At 57.9% G+C, this 15,821-nt stretch carries 10 protein-coding genes; 4 read left to right on the top strand and 6 right to left on the bottom strand.

Features of this window, described 5'->3' with window-relative positions; genetic code table 11:
• Positions 1-10: 10 nt before the first annotated feature.
• Together RGV06_RS04285 and RGV06_RS04280 are read right to left on the bottom strand one after the other, a co-directional pair.
• On the bottom strand, positions 11-3,268 hold the full coding sequence (locus tag RGV06_RS04285; RefSeq protein WP_322149463.1) for a dynamin family protein: 3,258 nt from the start codon (positions 3,266-3,268) through the stop codon (positions 11-13).
• Between the two features lie 120 nt (positions 3,269-3,388).
• The gene (locus RGV06_RS04280) at positions 3,389-4,411 is read right to left on the bottom strand and encodes a helix-turn-helix transcriptional regulator (RefSeq protein WP_322149462.1); all 1,023 of its coding nucleotides are present in this window, start codon (positions 4,409-4,411) and stop codon (positions 3,389-3,391) included.
• Positions 4,412-4,690: 279 nt separating this feature from the next.
• On the opposite strand from RGV06_RS04280, the gene RGV06_RS04275 reads away from it, so the two are divergent.
• A complete protein-coding gene (locus RGV06_RS04275; RefSeq protein WP_046808835.1) occupies positions 4,691-5,902 on the top strand; it encodes a M24 family metallopeptidase in 1,212 nt (403 codons plus the stop codon).
• A 311-nt stretch (positions 5,903-6,213) separates the two neighbouring features.
• Entirely contained in the window at positions 6,214-7,455 is a 1,242-nt protein-coding gene (locus RGV06_RS04270) for an MFS transporter (protein WP_401013849.1), read from the top strand.
• Positions 7,456-7,586: 131 nt separating this feature from the next.
• Here RGV06_RS04270 and RGV06_RS04265 read toward each other — a convergent pair whose 3' ends face one another.
• Positions 7,587-8,582, bottom strand: coding sequence for a GlxA family transcriptional regulator (locus RGV06_RS04265; RefSeq protein ID WP_019822443.1), 996 nt, complete (start codon positions 8,580-8,582; stop codon positions 7,587-7,589).
• 411 nt (positions 8,583-8,993) lie between these two features.
• Here RGV06_RS04265 and RGV06_RS04260 point away from each other — a divergent pair, with 411 nt between their 5' ends.
• Entirely contained in the window at positions 8,994-11,015 is a 2,022-nt protein-coding gene (locus tag RGV06_RS04260) for a c-type cytochrome (RefSeq protein WP_416194575.1), read from the top strand.
• 70 nt (positions 11,016-11,085) lie between these two features.
• Here the strand turns inward: RGV06_RS04260 and mrdA are convergent, their stop codons facing one another.
• The gene (gene mrdA / locus RGV06_RS04255) at positions 11,086-12,981 is read right to left on the bottom strand and encodes a penicillin-binding protein 2 (protein ID WP_322149461.1); all 1,896 of its coding nucleotides are present in this window, start codon (positions 12,979-12,981) and stop codon (positions 11,086-11,088) included.
• Positions 12,982-13,155: 174 nt separating this feature from the next.
• On the opposite strand from mrdA, the gene RGV06_RS04250 reads away from it, so the two are divergent.
• On the top strand, positions 13,156-14,070 hold the full coding sequence (locus RGV06_RS04250) for a 1-aminocyclopropane-1-carboxylate deaminase/D-cysteine desulfhydrase (RefSeq protein ID WP_322149459.1): 915 nt from the start codon (positions 13,156-13,158) through the stop codon (positions 14,068-14,070).
• Positions 14,071-14,147: 77 nt separating this feature from the next.
• On the opposite strand, the gene RGV06_RS04245 is transcribed toward RGV06_RS04250, so the two are convergent.
• Both RGV06_RS04245 and RGV06_RS04240 read right to left on the bottom strand, forming a co-directional pair.
• Positions 14,148-14,696 (bottom strand): cytochrome b, encoded by a 549-nt coding sequence (locus RGV06_RS04245; RefSeq protein WP_019822450.1) that lies wholly within the window; start codon positions 14,694-14,696, stop codon positions 14,148-14,150.
• Positions 14,697-14,790: 94 nt separating this feature from the next.
• Positions 14,791-15,747: a DUF1853 family protein gene (locus tag RGV06_RS04240; RefSeq protein ID WP_046808840.1), complete on the bottom strand. Its 957-nt coding sequence runs from the start codon at positions 15,745-15,747 to the stop codon at positions 14,791-14,793.
• Between the last annotated feature and the right edge of the window lie 74 nt (positions 15,748-15,821).

Here is a 15,821-nt window from a genome sequence, read left to right as displayed (position 1 = left end):
AGCGCTCCAGTTACACCGCCAAGGTGTTGTCGAGTTTGGCTTTGAATGCACTGATCCAGGCATGCAGGTGCTTGGCTTGTTCGATGGCGAGTTCGCGGGCGTGCTTGTCCTGCATTTTTTCTTGCAGCGAAGTCATTAGTTCATTGAACCGGGTATCGAACTCCTGGTTCATAAAGGCGAGGAATTGGTCGATAAGGCGGTTTTTCCCGGTTTCTATATGATCGCGGGCACTGTCCACCAGCCTGGACAATTGGGTTTCGACAATCGTGGCGCGTTCTTTCCACAGTTCCCCCAGGTTCACATAGTCTTCAGTGGCGTACTGTTTCACGGTGCGGGTCGAGCCCCAGGAGAAGGGGTTGTACCATGTGCTGTCGCTGACTTCATAAGAGCCGATGACGATGTCGCGCTGTTTGATTTCGTTGCCTTTGACGCCGAGGTTGAACGAAATATCGCCCACGGTTTTCTTGATGCCTTCCAGAATAGGCAGATGCATATGTTCCGTGCCGTTGAACAGGTCGAGGATATAGCGCTTGTATTCCTGCTCAAGGTCCTGGCGAATAGCGTTCTGACTGGAGACAAACACGTTCTCATAGGCATTGATCAGTTTGTTGTGCTGGAAGTGAAGCTCCTTTTCCAAATCTTCAATTTTTCCCTTGGCGGCGCTCACTGTGGTCTGACCGTGGCCGAAAGCTAACGCCTGTTTTTTCAGGAATTGGTCGATGGAGCGTTCAAGCTCTTTGAGTTCAACTTCGGTGGCTTCTGGCAGCGCTTTGCCTTCGCGGGTCACCTTGTCCTTGTAAGCTGCGGTGTCAAAACCCTTCTGTTGACGCTGGGTGAGCGCTTCTATTTCTTCATTGGTATGGCGTAGCGCACGCTCGTCCACCTGCAATTGCTCGATCAGTTCGGCTTCATTGAGGCCCACTTCAATCGCCTTGGACATGGCGTCGTAGGCGCGCTTTAAGCGGTGAGGGAAGTTGTACTTGTCGATGTACTCATCAATCATGGTCTCCACCGCCGGCAAGCCACTGCTTTGCAGTAACGGTGACAGTCTTTTGGCGTGCAGCGCCTGTTTGACCCGGGATGTAACCGGCATGTATTGCAGCAGGTTCATGCTGGCCTCTTCGGTGAAGAAGTCGGCCATGCCCTTGTAGCGGCTGCGCTCTTTTGCGGTATGGGTGTCCTGGGGTTTTCGGATCAGGCGTGCCAGTTCGGCCGAGATCGGGTACACCAGCGGGTTTTTAATACCATTTTTGCTCAGGTAAGTGCTTACCCGGTTGAGCATGCCTGGCAGGTCTTCTTTTTCCGGATCGTAGTCGTCAACCTTGTTGATCACGAAAATAAAGCGATCCTTACTTTGCTTGCCGCCTTTGCACATGCTTTCGGCAACCAGGCCCAGCAGGTTCCTGTCATCACAGGTCGCCAGTTGGCCCGCATTGAGCACGTACAGGATCAGCGGGTTGCGCGTGGAGTCCTGAATAAAACCCATGGTGGTGCGCTGATGTTCTGCGTCCTGGCTGTTATTGGGGCCGGGGGTATCGGTCAATACCAGGCGAACACTGTCTCGCGACTCAAAGGCCTGGATATTGCCCTCAAGATCGATGCGAAAGGTATCGGGTTGCGCGTTCCAGGCTTTGAGCGTATCGAGTGACACATCATCGTCGCTGTCGACAATGATTTCCTTGTCGGTCAAGCGACGCGCCGTAAAGCTCGAGCCCGTTGTGGTGTTATCCGTGATCCGGGCAATGGTCGCGGTGGTGGCTTCGTTTGCAGCCGGCAACAGGTCGCGGCCGAGCATGGCGTTGATCAGGGTCGACTTGCCGGAAGACATGGTGGCCACGACGTACACGTCGAAATCGCGGTTGAAGGCCTCTTCAAAAGATCTGCTGATCTCATCATTACTGTTGATAAAGCGTTCGAACTGCGGGTGCTGACGGGCTTCGTCCATCAGTTGGCGTATTTGCAACAGGCGATTTTCGGTCTCCTGGGTTGGAGCCCAGGTCAGTTCGATCTGCATGCCTTTGTCGCGGGCAATGCCTGCGGCTTCGACAATGTCGAGGTAATCCGACTCCACTCCGTGGAAGGTAATGGTGTAACGGTTGTCACCGTTGAACAGGTAGTCCAGTTCATCGAACAGGGTTTCAACCCATACTTGCAGGCGAGATTCTTTGTAGCTCGACAGCTTGCAGCCTTCGGCCGGTGGTTGATCGTTGATCAGGAAGCTGGTATCGACGGTGAAGGGGTTGTGCTTGATGAGAATCGTATTCATAGCGTGGCCACCGGATTGGCGTTTTAGTAGGGTTTCAACTGTGTTGAGGCCGCTGGCGGCCACCAGTTGCAGTAAGGCGTTGCGCTCCCGTGCGCACTGATCAAGTGCCGTATTCGAGTGCATGGCTTCGAGCGTGCTCAAGGCCTGCAACCCATGGCGCTTGACGGTCTGCGGCACGGCCGCGGCATGGAGCAGGGCGCGCTTGTTTTCTTCGAGTTCATCCAGGGCTTGTTCAAGCCATAGTCGCTGCTTGAAACTCAGGGGCTCCTGGCGCAGTGACTTGCGCGCATACAGAGCTGTAATGGCTGTGGTTGGTATGATCATGGGCGCCGCAAAACCCAGGCTGCTCAGGTATCGATGAGCACTGTCGACATAGCGCTCAACGCTTTCGCCGCGATCAGGATCGAGCAGGTCGACTTTATTCAGGATGAAATAAATCGGTTGCGATTTGCCCTGCAACTCTTTTTGCAGTTGCTGCAAAAAGGCGCGATCGTCCTGGGTGGCCAATTGACTGGCATTGAGCACATAGCACAGCGCATTGAAATCAATGGTGCGAACCGCTTCAAGCATCAGTTGTGCATGTTGATCGTCCTGGCTGTTATTGGGGCCAGGGGTATCGTGCAGGACCAGCCCTTTGGGCGGGGGCGGTACAATGCTGAAGTTGCCGTTCAAGTTAATGCGCTTGACGTTCTGGTTGGCATTCCAGTCGCGCAACAATTGCGCGCTGGCATGTTCATGGCGAAACAACTCACGGTTGGTATAGGAAAAACAGGCACCGCTGAAGTGCTCTGCATCTGGATTGTGGCTGACACTGGTGATGCATGCGGTGGTAGCTTCATTGGCCGCATGCAGCAGTTCCTGGCCGATCAGGGCATTGATAAATGAGCTCTTGCCTGCACTCATGGTCGCCAGTACCAGTACATCAAAGGTGCTGTGTTTCGAGGGCTTAGGGGTATGACTCGGGGTTTTGCGCATGCGTCTGGCGTTTTTCGATGTCTTCACTGGGTAATCCCTGATGCCCGCACAAACGCGTGCTAATCCGTAAATACTGCTGGCAACGTTTATCCGTTGATCCTTTTGGCGACTTTCCCACAGGGGGGCGACAGAATGGGTCGCGAGTGATCAGCGATAGATTGGCGTTTCCTCATAGGCCGCTGCGGCACGGCGTAACATGTTGCCTATGTGTTGGCGCAGTGATGCAGGCTCATGCACGACCAGTTGCTCGCCCAGGGACAAGATCCACCAGTGCAATTGCCATGTATTGTTCAAGGTGGCGAACACCTCGTAGCCGTCATCGACTTCGATCATGCGCATGTCGGGGGCCAGAGGTGTTTCGCGAATCAGGCGGCCTTGTTGCTGACTGAGCCATGCCTTGAAATTGATTTTTTGCGGTGAGCCAAATTGCAGTGCATCGCTGTCCAGATACGCTTTCAAGTCGAACGCTTGTGCCCCCTGAGTCGAAGTTTCGAGCGTGGTGGCGCCCAGAAAACGATGTGCCGCGTACTGCCGGATATCCGTGTAGGGCGGCGCTGTGGCAATCAGGTAGGTCACTTGGCCACGTTGAACCATCGCCAGAGGGTTTAACGTCAAATCACTGGTCTTGTCGGCATGCACTGCGTAGTAACTGCACTGCAATTGCTGTTCGCCAAGCAAGGCGCTCTGCAGTGTTTCGAGGATCCGGGGACAGATGTGTGGCGCCTGAAGGTTCAGGGCCGGGGGGATGCTGGCTATTTTATCCAGCCAGCGCGCAGCCGGGTTATCGTCACTCAGCTCCTTGAGTTTACTGCGTGCATGGGCAAAGCGAGGCTGCAGAACACTCAACATGCTGGCAGGCAAAAGAGGTCGAACAGCGTCTTCGACCAGTGCGAGGCTGATCGCTTCGGTCAGACTCACTCCTTGCAGTTCAACGCTGACACCGGGTTTCCAGTACCAGCCCTGAGGGGTTCCCGCGCTATTGCACTGCAGCGGAAATGTAAGCGAAAGGTCGTTCAGGTCACGCTCGACACTGCGCCGACCAATACTGTAGCCCGCATTGTTGAGGCGTATCAGCAGTTCGCTGACCGTTATTCCGGGTGCGCTCTTGGGCAGTTGTTGCAGCAGCTCCCATTGGCGACTCAGGGTGCTGCGGGCCTTAGCTGAAGGCAAAGCAATCATCCTTGTTCAAATATCCCTGGAGGTTTTCCGTGTATTCACGGTAACGCTTTTCTAGGGTATGGCTATTTGATATTGCTCGCAAGGTCATCCGGCAAAGGAGGAGGCAGTTGTTTGGATTTGATCTTCATGCCTGTCCTTGCCTCAGAGCGGATCTGATCAACTACAGGTCGGATTCGCACAAAAAAATCGTTCTTGTATCTGTTCGAATGATCCTCAACGACTCGCCCTCTGGCGGCTTCTGATGCTCGATCACAGACAAGGACCCAAGACATGCAAATGCCGAAAACCATTCAGATCAAAAACGGTGAAAAGGTCTCTCCCACGTTCTCGGCCCAGGAGTACGCCAACCGTCAGGCGAAGCTGCGAGTCTATATGGCGCAGAACAATATCGACGCTGCGGTCTTCACGTCCTATCACAACCTCAACTATTACAGCGATTTCCTGTACTGCTCGTTTGGCCGCAACTATGCGCTGGTGGTGACTCAGGACAGTGCGGTGACCATCAGCGCCAATATTGATGGCGGCCAGCCGTGGCGACGGACCATGGGCACCGACAACATTGTGTATACCGACTGGCAGCGCGATAACTACTTTGTCGCGATCCAGCAGGCGCTGCCCAAGGCCGGTCGCATCGGGATCGAGTTCGATCACATGAACCTGCTCAATCGCGACAAGCTCGCCAGCCGTTACCCCCAGGCCGAGCTGGTGGATATTGGCGCGCCGTGCATGCGCATGCGCATGATCAAGTCAGCCGAAGAACACGCCATTATTCGCCACGGTGCACGGATCGCCGATATTGGCGGCGCGGCCATCGTGGAAGCGCTGCGTGATCAGGTGCCCGAATATGAAGTGGCGCTGCACGCGACCCAGGCCATGGTGCGGGAAATTGCCCGTACCTTTCCCGATTCCGAGCTAATGGACACCTGGACCTGGTTCCAGTCGGGGATCAATACCGATGGTGCGCACAACCCGGTGACCAGCCGCAAAGTGAACAAGGGCGACATTCTGAGTCTCAACTGCTTTCCGATGATTGCCGGTTACTACACGGCGCTGGAGCGCACCCTGTTTCTCGATCATTGCTCGGACGAACATTTACGGCTGTGGGAAGTTAACGTCCAGGTGCATGAGGCCGGTCTGAAACTGATCAAGCCCGGCATGCGTTGCTCGGACATCGCCTTGCAACTCAATGAAATCTTCCTGGAGCATGACCTGCTGCAATACCGCACTTTTGGCTATGGCCACTCGTTTGGCACTCTCAGCCATTACTATGGCCGCGAAGCCGGGCTGGAGCTGCGTGAAGACATCGACACGGTGCTGGAGCCGGGCATGGTGGTGTCCATCGAGCCGATGATCATGATTCCCGAAGGTCGTCCGGGTGCGGGCGGGTATCGCGAGCATGACATCCTGATCGTCAACGAACAGGGCGGGGAGAACATTACTCATTTCCCGTACGGCCCGCAGCACAACATCATCAAGAAGTAGAGTTGCGTTGCCCCTGTGGGAGTGGGCCAGCCCGCTCCCACAAAATTGCCAAGCCCGATACCAGCGCATGCGTACGCAGATTACGCAGCGTTTTCTGACCTGTTTACCCCTGCCAAAAAGAACACAATGAGGGTATCTGTCATGTCCCGCGTCCCGACGTCGCTTGCCGTTTTCCAACCCAGCATCTCTTTCTCCGGAGGTGCTCAATGAGTATCCCAAGTCCAAGCCTTTCTTTACCTCTGACCCTCGAGCAGAAAACGGAGCGCCTCAGCGAGCGCAAGGCCTTGCGACGTGCTGCGACGGCCAGCTTCATGGGCAACTTTGTCGAGTGGTTTGACTACGCAGCCTATGGCTACCTGGCTACTGTCATTGCGCTGACCTTCTTTCCCCAAACCGATACCACAACAGGACTGCTGGCGACGTTCGCGGTGTTTGCCCTGTCGTTTATCGTGCGCCCCATCGGTGGTCTGGTCTGGGGTCATTTTGGCGACAAGTACGGACGGCGCAGTGCCTTGTCCTGGTCGATTCTGATCATGACCCTCTCGACCTTTTGCATCGGCATTCTGCCTACCTACAACCAAATCGGATTGTGGGCCCCGGCGTTGCTGCTGTTGATTCGCCTGATGCAGGGGTTTTCAGCGTCGGGGGAGTATGCGGGGGCCTCGGCGTTCCTGGCCGAATACGCGCCCGAGGGCAAGCGTGGTTTTTACACCAGCATTGTGCCCGCGAGCACTGCAGCAGGATTGCTGTTTGGCGCGATGTTTGTTGCCGGAATGCACGCTTTGATGACTGCCGAAAACCTTCATGACTGGGGCTGGCGTTTGCCGTTTTTACTGGCGGCCCCCTTTGGTCTGGTAGGGCGCTATATCAGGGTGCACCTGCAGGACTCACCCAAGTTCCTGGAAATGGAGCAGCGGCTTGAAGCCAAGGAGTGTGCGACCCATGCACCGGTCCGTGAATTGCTGACCGTGCATCGTCGGGCAGTGATGATCGGGATTGGCGTGACCTGCCTGAACGCCGTGGCGTTCTACCTGTTGCTCAGCTACATGCCGACCTATCTGTCGACTGAAATGGGCATGAGCGAGAGTGATTCGTTTATCGCCTCGACAGTGTCGCTGGCGACCTATATCGGCCTGATTTTCCTGATGGGCACGCTGTCTGACCGTTATGGCCGAAAGACCATGCTGGTCACCGCGTCGGTGCTGTTTTTGCTGCTGACATTTCCGCTGTTCGGGATGCTTGGCAACCCGTCGCTGCTGGTGATTCTGATGATTCAGATTGCCTTCGGCGCGATGTTGGCCATGAACGACGGCACCTTGCCGTGTTTCCTGGCTGAGATTTTCCCGACCCGGGTCCGTTTCAGCGGATTTGCCTTCAGTTTTAACGTGGCCAACGCGGTGTTCGGCGGGACTGCCCCGTTTATTGCCACCTGGCTGATTCATATGACCGGCAACAAAATGGCCCCGGCCTGGTATTTGCTGGCAGCGGCTGCGGTGGCGCTGGTTGCGATGCTGGCCAGTCGCGAAACAGCGCACACCGCGTTGCAAGACTAAAATACACCGCTGAAATACGCCTGTGGGAGCGGTTTTGCTCGCGATTGCATCGATGCGTACTGATTGTCAGACCGCGTCAAAGCCATCGCGAGCAAGCCCGCTCCCACAGGTTTTTGGCCTGTGGGCAGGGCTCAGTGCAACGCCACTTGCTTGCGCTCGCCAATCGGCGAAACCCCAAACAACCGGCTATAACATTTCGAAAAATGTGCCGCCGAGACAAAGCCGCAGGCGAGGGCGATATCGCGTACTTGCGACTCGCTGCGCAGCAACAGGCTTCGCGCTCTGGCCAGGCGCAGTTCCAGGTAATACTGGCTCGGTGTGCGCTGCAAGTGTTTGTGAAACAGACGCTCCAGTTGACGCACCGACACCTCGTTCAAGCGCGCCAGGTCTTCAAGGCTGACCGGCTCTTCAAGGTTGGCTTCCATGATGGCTACCACCTGGCTGAGCTTGGGTTGGGAGGTCCCCAGCTTCTGGCGCAGCGGCACCCGTTGCTGCTCCTGCGCTCCCCGCGCCCGGTCACACAGCAGCAGTTCGGCAGCATGGGCCGCGATTTCCCGGCCACCCGGCTCGCGAGCGATCAGTTGCAGGGTCATGTCCATCGACGCCACGCCGCCCGAGCAGGTGTAGCGGTCGCGATCCAGTTCAAATAGCTGATTGGAAATAATGATCCCCGGGAAATGGTCCTTGAGGGTTTCGATGTCTTCCCAGTGAATGGTGCAGCGATACCCCTTGAGCAAACCCGCGCGGGCAAGCCAGTAGCTTCCGGTGCAAATTCCGCCCAGCGCAACTCCTTCGTGGGCCAGCTTGCGCAACCAGTTGAGCACCGGCCGGCTACTGAGATGGGACACGATGGGGTTTGAGCCCACCACCAGCAAAATGTCCAGTTTTGGCGTCTCACCCACCACATGGTCGGGCAGGATGCGCATGCCATTGCTGGCAGTGACCGGGTCCAGGGTAGGGGCGATGATCACGGTGCGAAACATTTCACAGCGAGCGGCCATGTTGGCCATTCGCAGGGTTTCGATGGCTGAGGCAAAACCGATGGTGGTGAAGTTTGGTATCACCAGAAAGCCCACGGTTTTTACCGTGGGCATGTTGATCGGTGACGCTGTAACAGGCGTTGCCATCCTTACGCTCCTCTAGATGACCCCGGACGCGTTTAGCGTCGGGGTTCACGCAGGTTGTTGCATCTCCAGGCCGGGGCTGGCGATACAAGGTTCTGTGCTTTGGGGGTAAGAAAGCATTTGTTGTGCCAGCAGATAACAGCTTGTTATTACGGCAAAAATTTATTGCCGATACAGGCCCAGTGGCGATCAAGGCCTGCGGGCCAGTCGCTCTGGCGGCGCTTGTGATACGTGCCACCAGCGCTCGCGCGACCTTGTTGCCACGGCCATGACCCTGGTCAAACGCCCCGCCTTTAAAAGCCAGTACAACCCCTGTGTGAGGAGTCAATAACAATACCAGCACGGCCCGTTTCGAGGGGATCACCCCAGATCGACGCCTTAAAGGAATAACGCGATGCTTCTACTTTCCCACGTCTGGCGCTGGTCGGCCTGACGTTGTTTTGCACTGTTCAGGTGCAGGCCGGTGAGCCGACAACGGCCCCTGTCCCCGAAAAATCCCTGATCGAGCGGGGCCAGTACGTGGCCAGGCTTGGCGACTGCATAGCCTGTCACACCGCCCAGGGAGGGGCTGTGATGGCAGGTGGGCTGGAGCTGAAAACGCCGATGGGCAAGATCTATTCGAGCAACATCACGCCAGACCCCGAGACCGGTATCGGTCAGTACAGCTTTGAGCAATTTGACCGGACCATGCGCGAAGGCGTGACACCTGCGGGGCAGAACCTCTACCCGGCCATGCCGTATCCGTCCTACGCCAAGATGAGCGAAGAGGATATGCGCGCGCTTTACGCCTATTTGATGCAGGACGTAACGCCAGTAAAAATGGCGAATATTGAAGCGGACATGGGCTTTCCGTTCAATCAGCGCTGGGGCCTGGCGCTGTGGAACTGGGCGTTTGTCGATCATCAGCCGTTCGTTGCCGACCCCGGTAAAAGTGCCGAGCTGAACCGGGGTGCTTATCTGGTGCAGGGGCTGGGGCATTGCGGTTCCTGCCACACGCCTCGGGGTATCGCCTTCCAGGAAAAGGCTATGGACGATGAGGGCAGTCGTGGCAAGCACTACCTGGCGGGTGAAACCGTGGAAGAGTGGCGCGCCTTGAGTCTGCGCAACCTGTGGACGGTAGAGGACACGGTGCAGTTGCTCAAAACCGGGCAAAACCGGTTTGCCACGGTCTCGGGCAACATGGCCGACGTCATTCATCACAGTACCCAGCACTTCACCGACGCGGATTTGACCGCCATCGCCAGTTACTTGAAGTCGCTGCCACCGGGCAAGGATGATTTGCCGATGCCCGCTGTGGCGATCGAATCGGTCAAGGCGCCGGACACGCTATTTACCAGCCGTGGCGGCTTGGGCTACACGCAGTTCTGCGCCGATTGCCATCGCCCGGATGGAGGCGGTGTCAAAGGCATGTTCCCGCCGTTGAACGGCAATCCGGGGATCGTGGCGGCCAACCCCACTACGCTGCTGCACATTACCCTGACCGGCTGGAAAACCCCGCAAACCGCGACGCACCCACGGGTTTACACCATGCCAGGGTTCGCGCGGCTGGCGGATGATGAAATGGCTGAAATTTTGAGTTTTGTGCGCAGCAGTTGGGGTAATGACGCCCCGGCGATCAAACCCGCGCAAGTGGCCAGGATGCGCAAGCAGCTCAACCCCCAAACCACTGACGAGAGCGCATTTGTGACGCCGCGACTGGCCAACTTGCTCAGCGCCGCCAATGCCGATCAGGTGGTGCGCGGCATGCGCTTGCACTTGCAAACCAAAGCGCTGCTGCCGGACAACGTCGGCAATGCGCTTAATTGCACCAGTTGCCACTTGAACGCGGGCACCGTGGCTGATGGTTCGCCGTTTGTGGGCGTTTCGGCTTTTTTCCCAAGCTATGCGCCGCGTGCGGGCAAGGAGGTCACGCTGGAAGAACGGATCAATGGGTGTTTTCGCCGTTCGATGGATGGCAAGCCGTTGCCGGTGGCCTCACCTGATATGCAGGCGATGGTGGCGTATTTTGACTGGATGAAAATGAACACCGTCGCGGGCGACAAGGTGGCAGGTCGGGGCGTGGGTAAGGTTGATCCCAACATCAAGCCCGATCCTGAAAACGGCAAGGTGATTTATGCGCAGCAATGTGCGGTGTGCCACGGTGACAACGGTCAGGGCCTGAAGCATGCCGACGGCAGCTTTGTGTACCCGCCGTTGTGGGGGGACGAGTCGTTCAATATCGGCGCGGGTATGGCACGCACGTACACGGCGGCGGCGTTCGTCAAACGCAACATGCCGATCGGTTTCCACGAAAAATTCCCGTTGGGGCAGGGCGGGTTATCGGATCAGGAAGCGGTGGATGTGGCTGAGTACTTCTCCCATCAGCCACGGCCTGACTTTGTCGACAAGGCCAAGGATTGGCCCAAAGGCGGAAAACCGGTAGATGCACGGTATTAAGAGCTAGAGCAATAGCAAAAGCCTCTCACCACGCCTCTCCCGGAAGGAGAGGCGTGGTGAGGGCCGCTGTTCAAACATGCGGTGTGGTGTGCGCCTTGACCTGGGGGCTGGCGTATTGCGGTTTTAGCACGCCCTGGTTGTCCAGCAGCCAGGCGTCCATCACCTTGCGCACCACGGGACCCGCCACCCGGCCACCGGCTTCGCCGTTTTCGATCATCACTGAAATCACAATCTGGGGATCTTCCGCCGGCGCAAAGCCCACAAACAAGGCGTTGTCGCGATTGCGCTCGGCGGTTTTCAGGCGGTTGTAACGCTCGCCTTGTTTGATCGCCACCACCTGCGCAGTACCACTTTTGCCGGCAATCCGGTATTGCACACCCTGGGCCGCTGCCCGGGCGATGCCGCGCGGGTCGTGCATCACCAGTTGCATGGCGTGGTTAACCTGATCCCAATCCCGGGGATCACGCAGCACCAGATTGGGGATCGGGTGCTCATCCACTGGCGGCGTGCCGTCAACGGTTTTGGCCAAGTGCGGACGATTCCATACCCCTTTGTTGGCAATCAGTGCGGTGGCCTGGGCCAGTTGCAGGGGGGTGACCTGCATGTAGCCCTGGCCGATCCCCAGAATGACAGTCTCACCGGGGAACCAGGCCTGGCGACGGGTGCTGCGCTTCCACTCACGGGACGGCATCAGGCCGGACGACTCTTCAAACATGTCCAGGGACACCTTCTGCCCAAGCCCGAACTCCGCCATGTAGTCATGCATGCGGTCGATGCCCAGTTTGGAGGCCAGGTCATAAAAGTAGGTGTCGTTGGAGCGCATGATCGCCGCGTTCAAGTCCACCCAGCCATCGCCGCTGTGGTTCCAGTTGCGGTATTTGTGATCGACATTGGGCAACTGGAAATAGCCGGGGTCAAACACCCGCGTGGAGGCGGAAATTACGCCGCTATCCAGACCCGCAATCGCCACTTCGGGCTTGATCGTCGAGCCGGGTGCATACAGGCCACGCAAGGCCCGGTTAAACAGCGGCTTGTCGATGGAATCACGCAGGCTCGAATAGTCCCTGGAGCTGATGCCGGTCACAAAGAGGTTGGGGTCGAAGCTGGGTTTGCTGACCATGGCCAGCACTTCGCCCGTTTTCGGGTCCAGGGCAATGATCGAGCCACGACGATCGCCCAGGGCTTCTTCGGCAGCTTCCTGCAGCTTGATGTCCAGGCTCAGTACGATGTTTTTACCGGCCACGGCATCGGTGTGGCGCAGTACGCGCATGACCCGGCCCTGGGCGTTGGTTTCGACTTCTTCAAAGCCGACCTTGCCGTGCAGTTCATTTTCATAAAAGCGTTCGATGCCGGTCTTGCCAATGGACTGCGTGCCCCGGTACTGGGTGGCATCCAGTTGCTTGGCTTCTTTTTCGTTGATTCGCCCCACATACCCGACCGAATGGGCAAAGTGATCGCCCTGGGGGTAATGGCGCACGAACTGTGCCTCGACATCGATACCCGGCAGGCGGAATTGATTCACGGCCAGCAGGGCGATTTGGTCTTCACTCAGCTCGTACAGCAGGGTGGAGGGATCAAACGGGTGGCGCGCCTGCTTCATGGCCTTGGCAAATACCGCACGGTCTTCTTCAGGCAAATGCAGGATGCTGATCACTGAGTCCAGCACTTTGGCGGTATCGCCGGCCCGTTCGCGGGTGATGGTCATATTGAAGCTGGGTTGGTTATCGGCCAGCAGCACGCCATTGCGGTCGTAGATAAAACCGCGTTCAGGGGGGATGGGCAGCACGTGTACCCGGTTGTTCTCGGAGACCGTCGAGTTGTAGTCAAACTCGGTGACCTGCAAAAAATACATACGGCCGATCAGCGCGCAGCTGATAGCCATTACTAGCCCCGCGCAGGCGATCAGTCTTTTATTGACCAGGCGTTTTTCGCTTTCGTGATCTTTAAGAGGGATCGGTTCGGGCATGAGTGGGGTGTCTCGCTTAAGTCAACAGATAGCAGCAGCCAGCCAGGCTACAAAATTCGGCGCACACCTTACCAAGAAGCCTGATGTCGAGTCAGTTTATTGGGTGGCTTGTATATGAAAGCCGACGGGCTGTTGTGGCTGTAAACTGCACTTTTTCAAACGGAGCCCCCATTAATGCTGCCCTTGATCAACTGGCACCCCCATGCGCCCTTGCAGCGCCTGCACCTTGACTGGCTGGAACAGGCAGGGGTGGAGGTGGCGGTGCTGCGTCTGGACCTGATCGATCCGCTGATCAGCGGCAACAAGTGGTTCAAGCTCACCGAGCACTTGCTGGCGGCCCATGCAGCAGGGGCTGAGGGGTTGATCAGCCTGGGGGGCGCCCATTCCAATCATTTGCATGCCCTGGCGGCAGCCGGTAAGCGTTTTGGCTTTGCCACCGTGGGGCTGTTGCGCGGTCATCCTCAGCAAACCCCCACCACGATGGACCTTGAGCGTTATGGCATGCAGTTGCACTGGCTGGGTTTTGCCGGTTATCGGGCCCGGCACGAGCCCGGCTTCTGGCAGCCCTGGCAGGTCATGTACCCGAAGTTGCATCAGGTGCCGGAGGGCGGTGGCGGGCTGGCGGGAGCCTCGGGATGCCGGCCCCTGGTGGACATGGTGCGCCGTCAACTGGCGGATGTGGGCTGGGATGATTACGACGGCTGGTGGTTGGCGGCTGGCACGGGTACGACTCTGGCCGGGCTGGTGCTGGGCGAGGAGGGCGTGCGGTGTGTGTATGGCGCGTTGGCGGTGCCACTGGATCACGGTGTCGCGCCGCAGGTGGAGGCAATTTTACAGGCGGGCGGGGCAACGGAGCGCAATTTTCAGTTGATAGAGGCCAGTCGCGGTGGTTTTGCCAGGGTCGATGACGATTTGCTGGGGTTTATTCATGACAGCGAAGCGGCCAGTAGGTTGCCGCTGGAGCCATTGTATACAGCCAAGGCGTTGATGGCCCTGAAGCAGGCAGTCAAGGAAGGGGTCGTTGCGCGGGGGATGCGTCTGGTGTTTGTCCACACCGGCGGCTTGCAAGGCCGCCGGGGGTTTGCGTAATCACCCGGAATGCAGGATCAATGTGGGAGCGGGCTTGCTCGCGCTGCGTTTAGCCGCGCAAGCCCGCTCCTGCAGGTTTAACCGCGTCCAGGCAGCATGCGCAGCAGGGTGTTGTCCTTGATCAGGTAGTGGTGCGCCAGCCCTGCAACTGCGTGTAAACCGATCAGCCAATAACCGATGGTGCCGCCCAGTTCGTGCCAGCTCTTGATCTGCTTGGCGAAGTCCGGGTCCTTGGCGGTCAGTGGCAGGATGTCGAAGCCGTAGAAAAACACCGGTTTGTCGTTGTAACTCAACACCAGATAGCCCAGTACCGGCATGGCGATCATGAACAGGTACAGCGCCCAGTGCATCAGTGTGGCCAACGCGGTTTGCCAGGCGGGCGGGGTGGGGGTGATTTTCGGTGCAACGCCCAGCGTTCGGGCCAGCAGGCGCAGCCAGACCAGCGCGAACACCGTCAGGCCGAGCATGAAATGCGCGTCTTTCATCAGGTTGCGGCCATCGCTGTCCTTGGGAAAGATCCCGCGAAACTCAATGGCGGCGTAAATCAGTACAAACAACAGCACCATAAGCCAGTGCAGGGCGATGGACATTCGACTGTAGTGGTGGGCGGTGCTTTTCCAGGACATGGTGTTTCCTCACAGTTCAGGTCTGAAGCCTCCGTTCTTGTGCGACGGAGTACCTTTACTTTAAGCGAGTTGGGTAATTTCGCACTGAGATACGTCAGCTTTCAGGGTTGCCCGGCACATTTGGCCAAAGGTCGGACACTAAAAATAAACGTTCGGCTTCTTCCCAGTCGCCGTCATTGTTTGGCACTAGACGGACCAACAGCTGGGCCGGTGCCTGGGGATGCAGTTCGGCAAGCCACACGTCCAGCTGCTGCGCCGTCCAGATACCTTCAGGGCCATAGTGTGCCGGGGCAAGCCAGGCATGCCGGGGCAAGGGTTGCCAGCACCCGGCAGGACTCTGGCGCACAAACGCCGGCCAGTCGCGCTGATGCAGCCAGCTTCCGCGCAGGTGCTGCGGGTTGGCGCCAGCCGGAGGCTGTGACTGCCCCGGCCACGGGTAAAGCAGATAGCCACCGAGCCACAGGTGTGCGCTAAACGTCTGGATATCGAGGCTGGCGAGGACTTCGCGGCTTTCGGGGCGGCTGGACATGGGTAGCTGATGCTGGCTGAAGTGCTTGAGCTTGCGGTCCAGCCGGTCATTGCTGCCGGGGCCGAGCCATTGGCCGTGGTCTGTGCCGTCTCCGTCCTGGGGGCCGAGGTAGAGCTTGATTGCCAGTTCCAGGTGATGCACGCCGTCGCGGTCCCGCAGCAACAGGTCCAGTTCCCCCAAGGTGTGCCCGCCCAGACGGATTGGCAGGTTGGCAGCAATCAACTCAACACCCGGGGCGTGCTGCACCGCAAATTGCCATAGACGTTCGTAGTAGCGCCCCAGGCGCCGGGTGGTTGCCAGTGCCAGCCAGTGCTGCAGCGGCTCGCTGCACTGGTCCAGTTCACGCAGCCAGTGTTCAAGTTGCTGCGGAGCGTTTACCCAGTCGCTGCCTGCCAGTGGATGACGCTGTGGCCAGGGAGTGCGACTCAGCATTGGCGGGGCGAGAATCACCCACGCCAGATCGCGCACCTCGGGGTGGCGCAATTGATGGGGCAGGTCAAGCAAGTCGGGGAAGAGTGTCATTGTGCGAGCATAGCTGTTTGCCAGACGCCGGGGGCTGAAAGGGTTTTGTCTATCGTCGTCTTTCGCCCATAATC

Source organism: Pseudomonas sp. CCI3.1 (assembly GCF_034313985.1).
In the GTDB taxonomy this organism is placed as follows: domain Bacteria; phylum Pseudomonadota; class Gammaproteobacteria; order Pseudomonadales; family Pseudomonadaceae; genus Aquipseudomonas; species Aquipseudomonas psychrophila.
The sequence above is the reverse complement of the archived record's forward strand: the minus strand, read 5'-3'. Positions and strand labels throughout refer to the sequence as shown.

What these genes read in the sequence shown, in the direction of transcription:
- RGV06_RS04270 (WP_401013849.1), top strand. Translation starts at nt 6,214, where the DNA reads ATGGGCAACTTTGTCGAGTGGTTTGACTACGCAGCCTATGGCTACCTG.
- RGV06_RS04275 (WP_046808835.1), top strand. Translation starts at nt 4,691, where the DNA reads ATGCAAATGCCGAAAACCATTCAGATCAAAAACGGTGAAAAGGTCTCT.
- RGV06_RS04265 (WP_019822443.1), bottom strand. Translation starts at nt 8,582, where the DNA reads ATGGCAACGCCTGTTACAGCGTCACCGATCAACATGCCCACGGTAAAA.
- RGV06_RS04250 (WP_322149459.1), top strand. Translation starts at nt 13,156, where the DNA reads ATGCTGCCCTTGATCAACTGGCACCCCCATGCGCCCTTGCAGCGCCTG.
- RGV06_RS04245 (WP_019822450.1), bottom strand. Translation starts at nt 14,696, where the DNA reads ATGTCCTGGAAAAGCACCGCCCACCACTACAGTCGAATGTCCATCGCC.
- mrdA (WP_322149461.1), bottom strand. Translation starts at nt 12,981, where the DNA reads ATGCCCGAACCGATCCCTCTTAAAGATCACGAAAGCGAAAAACGCCTG.
- RGV06_RS04240 (WP_046808840.1), bottom strand. Translation starts at nt 15,747, where the DNA reads ATGACACTCTTCCCCGACTTGCTTGACCTGCCCCATCAATTGCGCCAC.